At 62.6% G+C, this 15,337-nt stretch carries 15 protein-coding genes; 9 read left to right on the forward strand and 6 right to left on the reverse strand.

What is annotated here, in order from left to right; genetic code table 11:
• Positions 1-48: 48 nt before the first annotated feature.
• Complete coding sequence (locus PEP31012_RS22150; RefSeq protein ID WP_150591421.1) at positions 49-1,005, reverse strand: DMT family transporter; 957 nt, start codon at positions 1,003-1,005, stop codon at positions 49-51.
• The gene (locus PEP31012_RS22155) at positions 998-1,477 is read right to left on the reverse strand and encodes an Lrp/AsnC family transcriptional regulator (RefSeq protein WP_150591422.1); all 480 of its coding nucleotides are present in this window, start codon (positions 1,475-1,477) and stop codon (positions 998-1,000) included. The genes PEP31012_RS22150 and PEP31012_RS22155 overlap by 8 nt, the downstream gene beginning before the upstream one ends.
• A 343-nt stretch (positions 1,478-1,820) precedes the next feature.
• On the opposite strand from PEP31012_RS22155, the gene PEP31012_RS22160 reads away from it, so the two are divergent.
• From PEP31012_RS22160 to PEP31012_RS22170, 3 genes are all read left to right on the forward strand, one after another.
• The gene (locus PEP31012_RS22160) at positions 1,821-4,049 is read left to right on the forward strand and encodes a TonB-dependent siderophore receptor (protein ID WP_150591423.1); all 2,229 of its coding nucleotides are present in this window, start codon (positions 1,821-1,823) and stop codon (positions 4,047-4,049) included.
• 362 nt (positions 4,050-4,411) lie between these two features.
• Positions 4,412-4,996, forward strand: coding sequence for a TetR/AcrR family transcriptional regulator (locus PEP31012_RS22165; RefSeq protein WP_246171427.1), 585 nt, complete (start codon positions 4,412-4,414; stop codon positions 4,994-4,996).
• Positions 4,997-5,131: 135 nt separating this feature from the next.
• Entirely contained in the window at positions 5,132-5,557 is a 426-nt protein-coding gene (locus PEP31012_RS22170) for an organic hydroperoxide resistance protein (protein WP_150591425.1), read from the forward strand.
• A gap of 118 nt (positions 5,558-5,675) precedes the next feature.
• On the opposite strand, the gene PEP31012_RS22175 is transcribed toward PEP31012_RS22170, so the two are convergent.
• Complete coding sequence (locus PEP31012_RS22175; RefSeq protein WP_150591456.1) at positions 5,676-6,254, reverse strand: DUF1439 domain-containing protein; 579 nt, start codon at positions 6,252-6,254, stop codon at positions 5,676-5,678.
• 266 nt (positions 6,255-6,520) lie between these two features.
• Positions 6,521-6,733, reverse strand: a complete 213-nt coding sequence (locus PEP31012_RS22180) for a SlyX family protein (RefSeq protein ID WP_150591426.1) — start codon at positions 6,731-6,733, stop codon at positions 6,521-6,523.
• Positions 6,734-6,835: 102 nt separating this feature from the next.
• On the opposite strand from PEP31012_RS22180, the gene PEP31012_RS22185 reads away from it, so the two are divergent.
• Positions 6,836-7,153 (forward strand): YnfA family protein, encoded by a 318-nt coding sequence (locus PEP31012_RS22185; RefSeq protein ID WP_150591427.1) that lies wholly within the window; start codon positions 6,836-6,838, stop codon positions 7,151-7,153.
• 170 nt (positions 7,154-7,323) lie between these two features.
• Here PEP31012_RS22185 and PEP31012_RS22195 read toward each other — a convergent pair whose 3' ends face one another.
• Together PEP31012_RS22195 and PEP31012_RS22200 are read right to left on the reverse strand one after the other, a co-directional pair.
• Positions 7,324-8,778, reverse strand: a complete 1,455-nt coding sequence (locus tag PEP31012_RS22195; protein WP_150591457.1) for a sensor domain-containing diguanylate cyclase — start codon at positions 8,776-8,778, stop codon at positions 7,324-7,326.
• A gap of 171 nt (positions 8,779-8,949) precedes the next feature.
• Entirely contained in the window at positions 8,950-9,414 is a 465-nt protein-coding gene (locus tag PEP31012_RS22200; protein ID WP_150591428.1) for an Lrp/AsnC family transcriptional regulator, read from the reverse strand.
• 267 nt (positions 9,415-9,681) lie between these two features.
• On the opposite strand from PEP31012_RS22200, the gene PEP31012_RS22205 reads away from it, so the two are divergent.
• From PEP31012_RS22205 to PEP31012_RS22225, 5 genes are all read left to right on the forward strand, one after another.
• Positions 9,682-10,311, forward strand: coding sequence for a LysE family translocator (locus tag PEP31012_RS22205; protein ID WP_150591429.1), 630 nt, complete (start codon positions 9,682-9,684; stop codon positions 10,309-10,311).
• A 510-nt stretch (positions 10,312-10,821) separates the two neighbouring features.
• Positions 10,822-11,883 carry a ubiquinol oxidase subunit II gene (cyoA, locus tag PEP31012_RS22210; protein WP_150591430.1) on the forward strand — a complete coding sequence of 354 codons (1,062 nt, stop codon included), beginning with the start codon at positions 10,822-10,824 and terminating at the stop codon, positions 11,881-11,883.
• Between the two features lie 15 nt (positions 11,884-11,898).
• Positions 11,899-13,878 carry a cytochrome o ubiquinol oxidase subunit I gene (gene cyoB, locus PEP31012_RS22215; protein WP_150591458.1) on the forward strand — a complete coding sequence of 660 codons (1,980 nt, stop codon included), beginning with the start codon at positions 11,899-11,901 and terminating at the stop codon, positions 13,876-13,878.
• A 2-nt stretch (positions 13,879-13,880) separates the two neighbouring features.
• Complete coding sequence (locus PEP31012_RS22220; protein WP_150591431.1) at positions 13,881-14,507, forward strand: cytochrome o ubiquinol oxidase subunit III; 627 nt, start codon at positions 13,881-13,883, stop codon at positions 14,505-14,507.
• Positions 14,508-14,873: a cytochrome o ubiquinol oxidase subunit IV gene (locus tag PEP31012_RS22225; protein WP_150591432.1), complete on the forward strand. Its 366-nt coding sequence runs from the start codon at positions 14,508-14,510 to the stop codon at positions 14,871-14,873. It abuts the gene before it with no gap.
• Positions 14,874-15,337 lie beyond the last annotated feature (464 nt).

Here is a 15,337-nt window from a genome sequence, read left to right on the forward strand (position 1 = left end):
CGCCTCAGTGCCGGCTCAGTTCCGCCTCAGCGAGGCCTGCGCGCAGCCTCAGTGAGCGGGGCGGCGTGAGCGCATCGCACCGGACCACGCCACGGCGCCGACGATGCACACGCCGCCCACGGTCATCTTGAGCGTGGGCGACATGCCGAACAGCGCCCATGCGAAGGCGATGGCGTAGACGGGTTCGAGGGCGATGACCACCGCCGCCCGACTGGCCTTGACCGTGCGCAGCGCGTGGATGAACAGCGTATAGGCGAGGGCGGTGCACACCACGCCGAGGCACGCCAGCCATCCCCATTGCGCGGCCGGGAGCGACAGCGCCTCGCGCCAGGCGAACGGGCCGAGCACGAGCAGGATGCCGAAGCATTGCCACCAACTGGCCTGCAGTGGCAACGCCCGCGCGCCCAGCACGCGATTGGACAAGGCGATGACGGCATAGATGGCCCCGGAGAGCACCCCCCACGCCAGGCCGATGGTCGCCCCGGCGTGCCAGTCGAACGCCGGGGTGACGAGCGCCAGTCCGACGCACACGAGCGCGATGACGCCCGCGTCGCCCAGGGTGGGCCGCTCGCGGCGCAACGGCCATTCGAGCAGGATCACGAACGCCGGGAAGCAGGCGAAGCCGAGCGTGCCGACGGCAACGCCGCCCGCCTTGATCGCGAGGAAGAACGCCAGCCAGTGCACGGCGAGGAGTACGCCCGCCAGGATCAGCCGCAGCGCCGCAGTGGGCGAGAGTCCGCGCCACGGCGCACCGCCTGACACCCGCGCGGCGCCGCGCAGGCCCGTCAGGCCCGCGAGGGCAATGACGCTCAGCGCCAGCCACGAGAAGAGGCCGCGACCGAAGACGATCATGGTGCTGCTCGCGGCGATGTGCTCGCCGAACAGCGCCGAGGCGCCAAACAGCATGGCCGCGACATGCAGCGCGATCTGCGGGCCGGCCCCACCGCGCGGCGGCTGGGCGACGGTAGATGCCGTGGGTGTGCCGGTGGTGGTGGCCTCAGGCATCGCTGGTGCGCTCGGGCACCGGGACGGCCGTGGTGTACAGGACCTGCTTGAGCGCGAAGCTCGAGCGGATGTTGCGAATGCCCGGAATGCGCGACAGCCGATCGGTAATGAGCGTTTCGTAGGCGCTCATGTCGCTGACCATCACGCGCAGCAGATAATCGGCGTCGCCCGACATCAGGTAGCACTCCATGACGTTCGGCAACGCGGTGACGGCCGCCTCGAAGGCGTCCAGGCCGTCGCGATTCTGGTTTTCGAGCGTGACGTGAATGAACACGTTGATGTGCAACCCGAGCCGGGACGGATCGAGCAGCGTGACGCGCTGGCGAATGTAACCCGCCGCTTCGAGCGCCTTCACGCGTGCCAGACACGGCGACGGCGAGAGGTTCACGCGCGAGGCGAGTTCTACGTTGGTGAGGCGGGCGTCGGCTTGCAGCTCCCGCAGAATCTTCAGATCAATGGCGTCGAGGTCCATACCACATTGCACGCGCGCCCCGGATGAGGGTCGGCGTTCCAGTCGATTAGCCGCTCGGTCGGCGACAGTGCCGCAATACTAGCCTATTTGACACGGTTTCCGATGCGCCGGTCAGGCCACCGCCCCGAAACCATCGTCGCGGCAACGGTCCGGCGGTGTCGTTCGCCAACATTCCTTTCATGTAAGGGATGGAAATGTTGTATTTCCGTGTTGTCCCGCGACGCCGATCTTCAACACTTGTTGACGATACGTGAACGTTTGTTAATATTCCAATCTTTGAATGAGAATGTTAACGATTCTCATTAATTATAAATATTTCAAATCGTCACTCGGGAATTCCAGCATGACTTTCGCTTACCACCACTGCGCCTCGGGGGAGGCGGGCCGCACCGCTACGGGCAACGTCGTCGTTCCCCGTAGCCGTCTGGCGCCGCTCGCGCTGGCCGCACTCCTTGCCTTTGCCGCCGCACCGGCCATTGCCCAATCGATGGCGGCCACGTCCGCGGATGGCACGACAACCGACACCGCTGCACAAGCCACGCTCCAGGCCACGACGGTGACCGGCTCGGCGCTGCGAGAAACGCCGCAGAACCTCAAGCAGTCGGTGCAATCCGGCGCATTGGGCTCGCGCAGCCAGCTCGATACGCCGTTCTCGACGACGGTGGTCAGTCAGGAGCAGCTCGAACAACGCCAACCCGCCAAACTCGGGGACGTGTTCTCGACCGATGCTGCCGTGACCGACGGCAGCAACGCTTTCGACGCCTGGGCCGGCTATATCTACGTGCGCGGCATGCCGATCGACTGGCAATCCGGCTTCAAGCTCGATGGCATGCCCGTGATGACCTACGGCGTGACGATGCCTTACGAGCAGTTCGACCGCGTGGAACTGCTCAAGGGGTTGTCCGGTTTCATGTACGGCTTCGTGGCACCGGGCGGCGTGGTGAACTACGTGACGAAGAAGCCGACGGACGAGCGCATCGCCAGCGTCGACGTGGGCTTTCATTCCGAGGGCATCTGGCGCGAGCACGTCGATCTGGGCGGCCGTGCCGGGCCGAACGACATGTTCGGTGCGCGCCTGAACTACACGCATGAGGAGGGGCGCACCTATTCGGACGGCAATCTGAACCGCGATACGGTGTCGCTCGCGCTCGACGCCCGCCTCACCCCCGACCTTACGTGGAATTTCGGCGCCATGTATCAGGACCGTCGGGCGACGGGCACAACGCCTTCGCTCTCGACGGCCGCCTTCCAGGGCCATCAGTTGCCGGGGCCGATCAACGTGTCGAGCGCGAATCTTCAGACGCAGGCCACGCATCTGAACACCATCACGCAGTTCTACACGACCGGTTTGCAGTATCAGGTGAATCCGGACTGGAAGGTTTCGGCCAACTTCGCCTACAACAAGTCGACGCGCGACCGTAACGAAGCCACGCTTTACTTGCTCAACGGCGCGGGCGACTTCCGAGGCCTGAACGATCTGGGCGACGAGATCAACACCTTCCACGCGTGGCAGGTGACGGCTGAGGGCAAGGTTCGCACTGGGCCACTGGCCCATCAACTGACGTTCGGCTACGCCTCGCAGTATCAGACGAACGACTACGCGTATCTGTACAGCCCGGTCACCGCCAACGCGTACGTTCCGTTCTCGACGTACTCGGGCAATCTGTACCAGGGCGCGTCGTATCAGTTCTTCGGCGACGGCTCGACGCTCCAGGCCCAACGCTCCAGCGCCATCGAGCAACGCTCGGTCTTCGCGTCGGACACCGTGCAGATCACGGACCGTCTGTCGGTGCTCGGCGGCGTGCGTTTCACGAACTACGACCAGACGAACGCGCAGGGGATCTCGACCTACTCGACGAACGGCGTGTTCACCCCGACGCTCGCCGTCATGTACAAGCTTGCGGCGAACACGACGGCGTACGCGAGCTATGTGGAAGCGCTCGAGGCTGGCGAAGTGGTGGGGACGACCTACGCCAACGCGGGCGCGGTGCTCAATCCGTTCAAGAGCCGTCAGTACGAGGTTGGCGTGAAGACGGAGCAGGCCACCTGGAGCACGACGGCGGCGCTCTTCCGTATCGAGCGTGGTGCCGTATATACGAACAGCGCCAACGCGCGCGTGTCGGACGGCCAGTCGATCTACCAGGGGATGGAGCTGGCGGGCTCGGTGAAGCTCGGGCCGAGGTGGACGCTCGGTGCCAGTGCCATGGCGCTCGATAGCTGGTATGCGCGAACCAATGGCTTCGATGGCAATCGGGTGGGCGGCGCACCGCGCTTCGTGCTCTCGGGCAACATCGAGTACAAGGTGCCATACGTGCCGGGACTGTCGGTCGGGGGCGACATCCGCTACAACGGCCGCACGGCGCTCAATCCGCAGAACTCGCTGAGCGTCTCGGGCTACACGTTGATCAACCTTGGTGCGACCTACCGCACGCGCGTCGCCGGCAAGGATGTGACGCTGCGCGCGGCCGTGAGCAACCTGACCAACCGCAAGTACTGGGAATATCAGTACGACAACTACATCAAGCCGGCCGACCCGCGCATGATCAGCCTGAACGCGAAGATCGACTTCTGAGCGACGTCCGGCGTCAGGCGGCACGCGTCCGGCACCGGGCACCGGGCATCTGGCCTCAGGCATCGGGCATCGGGCATCGGGCCTCAGGCATCAGGCATCAGGCATCAGGCATCAGGCATCAGGCATCAGGCATCGGGCATCGGGCATCGGGCATCGGGCATCAGGCATCGGGCATCAGGCATCAGGCGATATCCGGCACGTCACGGAAACAGCGGCTCGCGAGATCCGCTGTTTTTTGTCTGGGCGTCACGCGCGGCAGGGGGGGAGGCGATGCGCCAGCTATGATCCTCATTGAAAGAATCCATCGAGCGATCCGACGAAATGCCTTGACTATCTATCTACTGATAGATAAGATTCGGTCCATGAATCGCACAAAGACCTCGCCAACGACACCGACCGTCAAGGAACAACTGCTCGACCATGCGCAGCGGTTTTTGATGACGCGAGGGTATAACGGTTTCAGCTATCGGGATCTGGCCGAGCAGGTCGGGGTCAAGACGTCGAGCATTCACTATTACTTCCCGGCCAAGGAAGATCTCGTGCTCGAAGCGATCAAGGCCTACGACGCGTTGATCAAGGAAGGGCTCGCCGGTATCGACGAGGCGCTGCCGGCTGCGCAGAAACTGGCGCTGTATGCGCGAGGGTTCGGGCGCATTGCGGCCGATGGGCATCGGATATGTCTGTGCGGCATGTTGGCGGCCGATATCGAGACGCTGCCGGAGACGGTTCGCGTAGCGGTCCAGCGGTTTTTCGCCTACCACGAAGGGTGGCTGGCACGTGTGTTGGTGCAGGGCGTGACGGAAGGTTCGCTAACGGTGACGTCTTCGCCCGACGCCACGGCCCGTGCGCTGTTTGCGGGGTTTCAGGGGAGCGTGATGGCTTCTCGATTGTTCCAGGCACCGACACGCCTGGAAGAGGTGGTGGCGTCGGTTTGCGGCGTCGCTTGAGTGGGTGCTGACGCATATGCGCCAGCATACGAATGTCAGAAGGATCGTCCTGCGGGAAGGCAACACTGTGAGGGTGTGCCGAGCCGGGGCGATCGAAGTTCGCAAGTGAAATTCTCTACTTACCAGGAGTTCGTCATGTCGATTGAAAAAGTGCTGTACACCGCCCATGCCACCGCCACCGGAGGCCGTGATGGCCGTGCCGTGTCGTCCGACGGGGTGCTCGACGTCAAGCTGGTGGTTCCCAAGGAAATGGGCGGCCCCGGCGTTGGCGGCACGAATCCGGAACAACTGTTTGCGGCCGGTTACTCGGCTTGCTTCCTGGGAGCGCTGAAGTTCGTCGCGGGCAAGGAAAAGATTGCGCTGCCCGCCGACACGAAGATCGACGGTAGCGTCGGCATCGGTCAGATCCCGACGGGCTTCGGCATTCAGGCCGAACTGAAGATCAGCGTGCCGGGCGTGGATCGCGCCACTGTCGAAGCGCTGGTGCAGAAGGCGCACATCGTGTGCCCGTACTCGAACGCCACGCGCGGCAACATCGACGTGACGCTGACGGTGGTCTGAGGGCGTCGACCTCCCGGCCGCACGGGGGGAGAACCGTGAGATAGCACCGCGCAGGATAAGACAAGGGCAGCCCTCGGGCTGCCCTTGCTGTTTTGCGACGCGCCGCACGCGTTGCCCGTCACTTCGTCTTGATTTCGACCTTGATGCCGTCGGGCAGCACGGTGATCGCGCCGGGTTCGACATCGCGTCCGCCGTAGCGCAACTGCTCGGGCTTGAATGTGTAGATCGGATACTGATTGAGCACCTGCTGGGCAAGCGAGCCGCCAATGGCCGTCAACTGCTGACTGTATGCCGGGGGCATGCCGTTGAGCTCCACATGCTCGACGCTCGGGTTGTCGAGCAGCACGGCCCGTTTGATCGGGTCGTATTTCAGTCCGCTCGACAGGCTCAGTACGCCGGCGAGTGGCTGGCCTTGCAACAGGACGTTCTGCAATTGCGCGTCGATCTGCGTCATGACGCGATTGGCCTGCGGATTGAAGCCGATTTTCGGATGCGTCAGCTCGACGGACAGCAGTTGGCCGTAGTTGAGCGTCGTCGGGAAGCGCTTGCCGACGGCGGCTTCGATATCCTGACGTGTCATCGTGTATTCGCCCGTCCAGATGTTGTACGCGGCGTGGGCCGGGCGCATGAACGGGGCGAGCGTCAGGCCGAGCACGCCAGCCGCCGCCAGACGCAAGGTGTCGCGGCGGGAGGTCACGAAAGCGGCCGGGGGATCGGCGAGATCGGTGCGTTCTGTGTGATGGGACGGGCGATGCGCGTTCATGTTACGGAGATCCGAGGGACGGGCACGGTGTCGCCATGCCTGAATCGTCGATGGTGATGTGACCCGGACGACGCAGAATCGTTCTGTGTACGAGGCAGGCCCCTGTGGGCCGCGTCAACAAGGGCTAGCGCGCGTTCGCTGTCGTACCGCGGTGGCGCAGGCTCGCCGGTTCGCTCTGGTTCAATTCGGTTCGATCCAGATCAATAATGCGGCGGGATTTCGTGACGCGGGTTGCCATCATTCCCCCCTTGGCCGTGCGACTGCATCTGCTGGTACAGCGCCTTGATCTGTTTTTGCAGCAAATCGAGTTGCTGCTCCTGACGCGTGACAATGTCGTTGAGGGTTTCGAGCAGATCCTCCTGAAACGCCGCCTTGACTTCGAGTTCGACGACGCGTGCTTCCAACGATTCCATGAGCTTCTCCGGTAGACGCGGCATTGTAGGCTACCCGGCGATTCGCCAGAAGACACCGCCTGCGACATGACGCATCCGAGGTGCGACGGGCATAATCGCACGATGAAAACCTTCCTGCTGTATGTCGCCACGGCGGTGGCGGAAATCGTCGGCTGCTATTTACCCTGGTTATGGCTCAAGCACGGTCGCAGTGCATGGCTGCTCGTGCCGGGGGCGATGTCGCTCGCGCTTTTCGCGTGGTTGCTCACGCTGCATCCGTCGGCGGCCGGCCGCGTGTATGCGGCCTACGGCGGCGTTTATATCAGCGTGGCGATCGTATGGCTGTGGCTCGTGGACGGGATGCGTCCGACGCCATGGGACATCGCCGGCGTGGTCGTCGCGCTCGCGGGCATGAGCCTCATTGCCTTCCAGCCGCGCTAGCGGATCGGGTCAGTTCAGCCGCTCCGGTCGCGCGAGTTGTCGCAGTCGCCCTCGCGACGACTGTCGGCTCAGTCGGCTCAGTCAGCTCAGTCAGCTCAGTCAGCTCAGTCAGCTCAGTCAGCTCAGTCGCGCGACTGGCACCCGTCGACCTGGTCGCGATTACCGGCGGTTCAAATCTCGCCCGCGCCGGACGGCAATCCGTCGAGCGTACGTCGTTCGTTCATCGTGCCGGCGTAGTGATTGCGCTTCTCTTCGTACATCAGCAAATCGGCGCGCTGGGTCGTGGCTTCCAGCCGCTCGCCGGCCTCGCATGTCGCCATCCCCATCGAGAACGAGAGCGGTGTGCCGGGGTAGAACGAGTTGTTCAACTCCACGAGCTGGCGAATGCTCTCGATCAGCGCCGCGCCACTCGTGGCATCGGTGGAGGGCAGCAGCAAGGCGAATTCGTCACCGCCGATGCGCGCTGCGATCTGCGGGGCGGTGACCGCCTTACTCAACACCTCGCCCGCGCGGCGCAGCAGTGCGTCGCCGGCGGCGTGGCCGAGCTGATCGTTGACCGTCTTCAGCCCATTGAGGTCGGCGACGATCACCGTCACCGGATAGGGTCCCTTGCGCTCGAGCCGGTTGAGTTCGTCGACATAGAACGAGCGGTTGCGCAGCTTGGTCAGCACGTCGTGCTTGCCCAGGAATTCGAGATACGACTCGGCCTTCTTGCGCGCAGTGATGTCGGTGAGCGCCACGAGCACCAGGTCCCAGCGTGCCTCGTGGCCGGGCAGCACTGCAAATTGCAGGTGGACGTTGATCTCGTTGCCATCGAGCGCGTAGTTGATGACTTCGCGCTGCTGGAACAGCTTGTTCTCCCACAGATCGATCAACTGTTCGCGGAAATTGTGCCGCATGTCGTCGCGAAACACTTCGGGCAGTCGGGCAAACAGCGTGGCCTTGTCGGGCGCAACGAACATGGCCAGCGTGTGGCGATTCACGTCGAGCACGTGGATCTCGGTCATGCAGCGCTCGACGAATTCGGGGTGGACGTCGGTGAAGGTGCGGAAGTCCGTGATGCCGCGCGCGCGGGCGTCGTCGAGCAACAACTTGATGGCGCTGAAGTCTTCGACCCATAGCGAGACCGGCGAGTATTCGAACAGCCCGCGCGCGTACTGCTCGCCCATCGTCACGCGCTCGCGGGCGTGTTCGAGTTCTGTCACGTCTTCAAGCGAAATCAGCACGCGCTCCAGCGTGGCCTCGTGCCCGGGCAGGACCGAGCCGTTCAGGAGCACATCGAGACGCCGGCCGTCGAGCGTGTAGTTGACCGTCTTGCTCGTGAAGTGCGTGCGGCCGTCCCACAACTGGCAAAGCTCTTCAATATGCGTCTTGAGCATGTCGTCGCGGAAGATGCGGGGCAGGCCTGCCACGAGCGCGTCGAGCGACGCGGCGTTGAACATCGACAACGTTCGCCGATTGACCTTGACGACGCGAATGCGGCGCGAGCAAGCGGCGACGTGTGCCGGGTCGGACTTGAAGTGCGCGCGCAGGTCGGTGATCCCCTGCGAGCGCCAGTCGTCGAACAACTGCTTCACACCGCTGAAGTCTTCGAGCCAGAGCGAAACGGGCGCGAGGTCGAACATCAGGGCGTCATCGTTGGCGGCGCTGGCCCCGCGCGCGTCGGGATGCGGCGAGGCGGGCGGCTGGGAGGGTACGACGGGCGTGGCGTCCGGCATGAGGTACCTGGGGGTCGGCGAAGTCGAGTCAGCCCGCCATTTTACGGGCAAACGGATGCCACGCCACGGTGAGTCGGATTACAGCAACGGTGCGCCGGTATCGCGTTTGACTTCGCGCAGCGACAGCATCGATTCGATCGACGAGACACCAGGCAGGGCACGCAGCACGTCGCGCGTGAACATGCCGTAATCGTCGAGATCCGTGGCCACCACCTCCAGCAGGTAATCGGCGCTGCCGGAAATGTTGTGGCACGAGACGATGCGGTCGATGGCCTGGACTTCGCGCTCGAACTGTTCGGACAGCGCACGGTCATGGACCGCGAAGCGCACGTGGACGAATGCCGTCACGCCAAGCCCCAGCGCGCGGTGCGAGAGCTCCGCCCGATAGCCGGTAATGTAGCCTTCGGCTTCGAGCCGTTTCAGGCGTCGCGCACAAGGCGTTTCGGACAGCGACACACGTTCGGCCAGCCGGGCGTTGGAGATGCGGCCATCGCGTTGGACGATGGAGAGAATCGCCCGATCGATGGCGTCGAGTTCGTTCATTGTGAGTATCCCGCTACGAAAGCTGCTTCAAAGATGGCATTCCACCACGATCCGCCGTTTCCGAAAAGTGTTGCCCTCGTCTTTTTGGATTAAGGGGAATGTCGCGGGAACGACGACAGAGGCTAGGGGATTGCGATGTTGAATGTATCTTTTTGGTGAAATCATCCAAATTTATCCGCTATAAGGAGCGAAAAACGCCATGTATCGCTCGTGAAATAGCGAGATCATGAGGCTCGTTTCGATCCATCTGTTCGTCAGGAGAAAATCATGGTTTCGCCGCAGTTGCTCACCGTCTTTGTCGGCGCGCTGATCGTCGTCTACGCGTTGCCGGGGCCGGACATGGCGCTCGTCATGCAGACGAGCATGACGCGAGGGGTGCGACACGGTTTGGCAACGGCGCTCGGATTGGCGTTGGCGCGCGCCGGGCACGTGACGCTGTCGGCCTGCGGTGTGGCGGCGCTGCTGCGCGCGGCGCCGTGGCTCTTCGAGACAGTGCGCATCGCGGGCGCGATTTATCTGGCTTGGGTGGCGATCCAGATCTGGCGCTCTCCCGCGTTCGGCATCGCGACGGCGGCGGCGTCCACCGACGTCGCACCGCCGCTGTCGCATGCCGTGCGACGCGGTGTGCTCTCGAGCGTGCTCAATCCGAAGGCGCTGCTGTTCTGTTCGGTGCTGCTGCCGCAGTTCGTGCGCGCCGAGGCGGGGCCAGTGTGGTCGCAGGTGCTCGAACTGGGGGTGCTGCTGCTGGTCGTGGGCGCAATTTTCGACGTGACGCTCGCCTTCGGGGCGGCTCGTATTGCGGGTTGGCTGCGCAGCCGTCCGCTGGCCCAAAAAGTCCAACGCTGGTCCTTCGCCGCGGCGCTCATGGCCTTTGCCGTGCGCCTGTCGCTGGATTGAATATTCCGCCGGCATCCTCGCGCCGACCTCTCTTCCTCCAATTGCACCGATTCGGTGCAATTCGCTGCGACACGGCAAATCGAGGTGCGACACAACGTCGCACCTCTTGAAATCTAAGAACCTTCCCGAATTGCTGCATTGCACAGCGTTTGCCGCCAAACAGGTGTCGATCTGCTTGGAAAACGTCGCGCGCGTACGCGTGAAGGCGGCGCGACACATTGTCGCGCCGGTGCGTGCGCGATGTCCCGCCTAATTAAACTTCGGCATAATGCCGCACCGTGATGGAAGTAAAAGACAAGAAGTCGGACAGTGACTTGAGGTCTGCGGGGCGGCAATCTGCCCCGGTTGCCGTCTTTTCGATGACACAGTCGTCGTAGTTCAGCCGGTGCAATATCGGCGCGACGACTGCTCCCGTCTCACCTTAACCCTTGCCAACCTCCTGCGACCCTGCATCAGGCCGGTAAGCCCGTGTTGCGCCGTTCGCTGGCCAACTCAACCCTGTCGTGTGACATGAAGAAACACAGAAACCCGCGATTGCTTAGGCTCCTCGCCCTGTGCTCGCCGCTGCTTTTGGCTGGCTGCGACATGGCCGTTCTCAACCCCAAGGGGCAGATCGGAGAAGAGACCAAATCCCTGATTCTCACGGCCACCTGGCTGATGCTGATCGTTGTGATTCCGGTCATCCTGATGACGCTGTGGTTTGCGTGGAAGTATCGCGCGAGCAACAAGGCGGCCCGCTATGAACCGAACTGGTCGCACTCCACGGCCATCGAGGTTGTGGTCTGGCTTGTGCCGATCATCATCATTGCGATCCTCGCGCGCATCACCTGGGTCAGCACCCACGAACTCGATCCTTACAAGCCGTTGCAAAGCGATGTGAAGCCGATCACGGTCGAAGTGGTGTCGATGAACTACAAGTGGTTGTTCATCTACCCGGAGCAAGGGATTGCGTCGATCAACGAGTTGGCCGTTCCGGTCGATACGCCCGTGAATTTCAAGATCACGTCGGAATCGATCATGAACTCGTTCTTCATTCCGCAATTGGGTAGCCAGGTCTACTCGATGGCCGGTATGCAGACAAAGCTGCACCTGATCGCGAACCACGTCGGCGCGTACGACGGCATTTCGGCGAACTACAGCGGCGGCGGCTTCTCGGGCATGCGTTTCAAGACACTGGCGATGACCGACAACGACTTCGAGCAATGGGTGACGAAGGTGCGCGAGTCGAAGAAGGTGCTCGACCGCGACGCCTACGCATCGCTCGTGCCGATGAGTGAGAACACGCCTGTCACGTACTACAGCTCGGTCGACGCGAACCTGTTCCAGTCGATCGTGCACGCCCCGATGGCGTCCGGCATGGCCCAGCAGCAGGAAGGCCACGAGAGCCATGAGAACCACGGCGCGATGGACATGAAGGGCATGGACATGAAGGGCATGGACATGAAGATGGACATGAAGGGTGCGGCCAACGACACCGCGACGGCACCGGCCGGCGCGATGACCATGGCCATGGACAATGCCGGCGCGCATGCGATGCACGCCGGTGCGTCTGCGCACGCGCACAAGGAGTAAACAACAATGTCAACGCTGTTTGGCAAACTGACTCTCGAAGCCATCCCGTACCACGAGCCGATCATCGTCGGCGCGGTCGGCATGATGGTGCTGGGGGGGCTGGGCATCATTGGGCTGCTCACCTACTTCGGCAAATGGAAGTACCTGTGGAACGAATGGATCACGTCGGTCGATCACAAGAAGATCGGCGTCATGTACGTGCTCGTCGCCCTCGTCATGCTGCTGCGCGGCTTTGCCGACGCCATGATGATGCGTACGCAACTGGCACTCGCGCACAACTCGGGCGGCATTCTCCCGCCGGAGCACTACGACCAGATCTTCACTGCCCACGGCGTGATCATGATCTTCTTCGTGGCGATGCCGTTCATGACGGGGCTGGTCAACCTCGTGGTGCCGCTGCAGATCGGCGCGCGCGACGTGGCGTTCCCGTTCCTGAACACGCTGTCGTTCTGGCTGTTCGTGGCGGGCATGGCGCTGGTGAACCTGTCGCTGGGCGTGGGTGAGTTCGCGCGCACTGGCTGGCTGGCGTACCCGCCGCTCTCGGGCATTCAATACAGTCCGGGCGTGGGGGTGGATTACTACATCTGGGCCTTGCAGATCTCGGGTCTGGGGACGTTGCTCACGGGTGTGAACTTCGTCGTCACGATTCTGAAGATGCGTGCGCCGGGCATGAACCTGATGAAGATGCCGGTGTTCACGTGGACCTCGCTGTGCACCATGGTGCTGGTGTGCGCGGCGTTCCCGGTGCTGACGGTGACGCTGGGGCTGCTCTCGCTCGACCGCTATCTCGACTTCCATTTCTTTACGAATGAGTTGGGCGGCAACCCGATGATGTACATCAACCTGATCTGGATCTGGGGTCACCCGGAGGTGTACATCCTGATCTTGCCGGCGTTCGGTATCTTCTCAGAGATCATCTCGACGTTCTCGGGCAAGAAGCTGTTCGGCTACAAGTCGATGGTGTACGCCACGGCCGCGATCATGGTGATGTCGTTCCTCGTGTGGGCGCACCACTTCTTCACGATGGGCTCGGGTGCCAGCGTGAACGCGTTCTTCGGTATCGCGACGATGATCATCTCGATTCCGACTGGCGTGAAGATCTTCAACTGGTTGTTCACGATGTACCGTGGTCGCGTGCAAATGACCGTGCCGGTGCTGTGGACGCTGGGCTTCATCGTCACGTTCGTGATCGGTGGCATGACGGGCGTGCTGCTGGCCGTGCCGGGCGCGGACTTTGTGCTGCACAACTCGCTGTTCCTGATTGCGCACTTCCACAACGTGATCATCGGTGGCGTGCTGTTCGGTTACATCGCCGGGATGAACTACTGGTTCCCGAAGGCCTTCGGCTTCAAGCTCGACGAGCGTCTGGGCAAGGCCAGCTTCTGGTGCTGGCTGATCGGTTTCTACCTTGCGTTCATGCCGCTGTACGTGCTGGGCCTGATGGGCATGACCCGTCGCCTGAACCACTACAGCAATCCGGATTGGCAGCCGTGGCTGATCGCCGCGCTGGTCGGTGCGCTGTTCATCGCCGCTGGTATCGGTTTCCAGGTGCTGCAACTGGTCGTCTCGATCAAGAACCGCAAGGCGTTGGCCGACACGACGGGCGATCCCTGGAACGGCCGTACGCTGGAGTGGATGACGTCGTCGCCGCCGCAGTTCTACAACTTTGCTGAAGAGCCGCGCGTGCATGACATCGACGAGCTGGCCTATCGCAAGGCGCATGGCATCAAGGGCGATCTGAAGACGAGCTACGCACCGATCCACATGCCGAAAAATACCGGCGCCGGTTTCATCATCAGTGCGTTCTCGCTGGTGTTCGGTTTCGCGGCCATCTGGCACATCTGGTGGCTGGCCATCGTCGGCTTCGTCGGCATGATCGTAACGTTCATCTGCCGCAGCAACGACGATTCGATCGACTACTACGTGCAGTCGCCGGAAGTGGTGGCCATTGAAACGGCTCACCACCAGGCACTGGCCGCAGCAGCAAAGGCTTAATCATGACGAGCGAAGTTCTCAAACACTCTGGCGCGCATGCCGATGCGCATGCGCACGACCACGCACACCACGACACCGGGGGCAACACGATCTTCGGTTTCTGGGTGTACCTGATGACCGACCTGGTGCTGTTCGCCGGCTTGTTCGCCACCTTCGCGGTGTTGCGTGACTCGTCGGCGGGCGGCCCAACGGGCAAGGAACTGTTCGACCTGAAGTTCGTGCTGGTCGAAACGTTCATCCTGCTGTTCTCGTCGATCACCTATGGCTTTGCCATGGTCGGTCTGCACAACGGCAAGAAGGGGACCGTGCTGGGCTGGCTGGCGATTACCTGGCTGCTGGGTGCCGGGTTTATCGCGATGGAACTGTATGAGTTCCACCACCTGATTCTGGAAGGTGCGGGCCCGAACCGTAGCGGTTTCCTGTCGTCATTCTTTGCCCTGGTGGGCACCCACGGTCTGCACGTGGCGTCGGGCCTGCTGTGGATGGCCGTTCTGATGTTCCAGATCGGCAAGAAGGGTCTGAACTCGACCACCACCACGCGTTTGCAGTGCCTGTCGTTGTTCTGGCACTTCTTGGACGTGGTCTGGATCGGCGTGTTCACGGTCGTCTACCTGATGGGAGCGATGTAAATGAGCAATACCAAATCGGTGCAAGCGCACGGCCACGACGCTGGCCACAATGCGGCCGGTGGTAGCCACGGCAGCGTGAAGTCGTACCTGATCGGCTTTGTGCTCGCGGTGATCCTGACGGTCGTGCCCTTCAAGTTGGTGATGGATGGCACGATGCCGCCGTCGACGGTGCTGCCGTTGATTCTTGGCGCGGCCCTCGTGCAGATCGTCGTCCACCTGATCTACTTCCTGCACATGGACCGCTCGTCGGAACAGCGCTGGAACGTGATGGCCTTTGCGTTCACGATCCTGATCGTGTCGATCGTGCTGGTCGGCTCGCTGTGGATCATGCACAACGCCAACACGCTGATGATGCCGGCGATGTAAGGCGTCTTCAGGACTTGCCTGCGCGTCTTGGGGCAAGTGGGAGAAAGGCGGTGCCGGGTTCCGGGCCGCCTTTTTCTTTTTTGCGGGGACGTTTTCGGGGCGGCGTTTCAGTCGATTTCCGAGCTGACGTTCAAGCCGATGTTCAAGCCGATGTTCAAGCCTACGCCCAAGTCGACGCCCAAGCCGACTTTGGTGATCGTTTCAGCGCGTTGACGGGGCACACGCGCTTGTACGGGCCGTTTGGCGCCGCAGTACGCAAAAAGGGCAGTTCGAGTCATCGAACCGCCCTTTTTGCTCACACCTTCCCGATCCGTCGACACCGCCCGCTCATCCACCCCCAACGCCCCCGCATTCCCCCATACCCGCGAGGCTTGCCGGTACCCTGTCTGCGCTCCACTTGAAAGTCGCTTAGCCAGGGCACCGGCAAGCCTCGCTCACGCATCCTGTCATTCCAGCCGCCCGAG

It is taken from the genome of Pandoraea eparura, assembly GCF_902459725.1.
In the GTDB taxonomy this organism is placed as follows: Bacteria; Pseudomonadota; Gammaproteobacteria; order Burkholderiales; family Burkholderiaceae; genus Pandoraea; species Pandoraea eparura.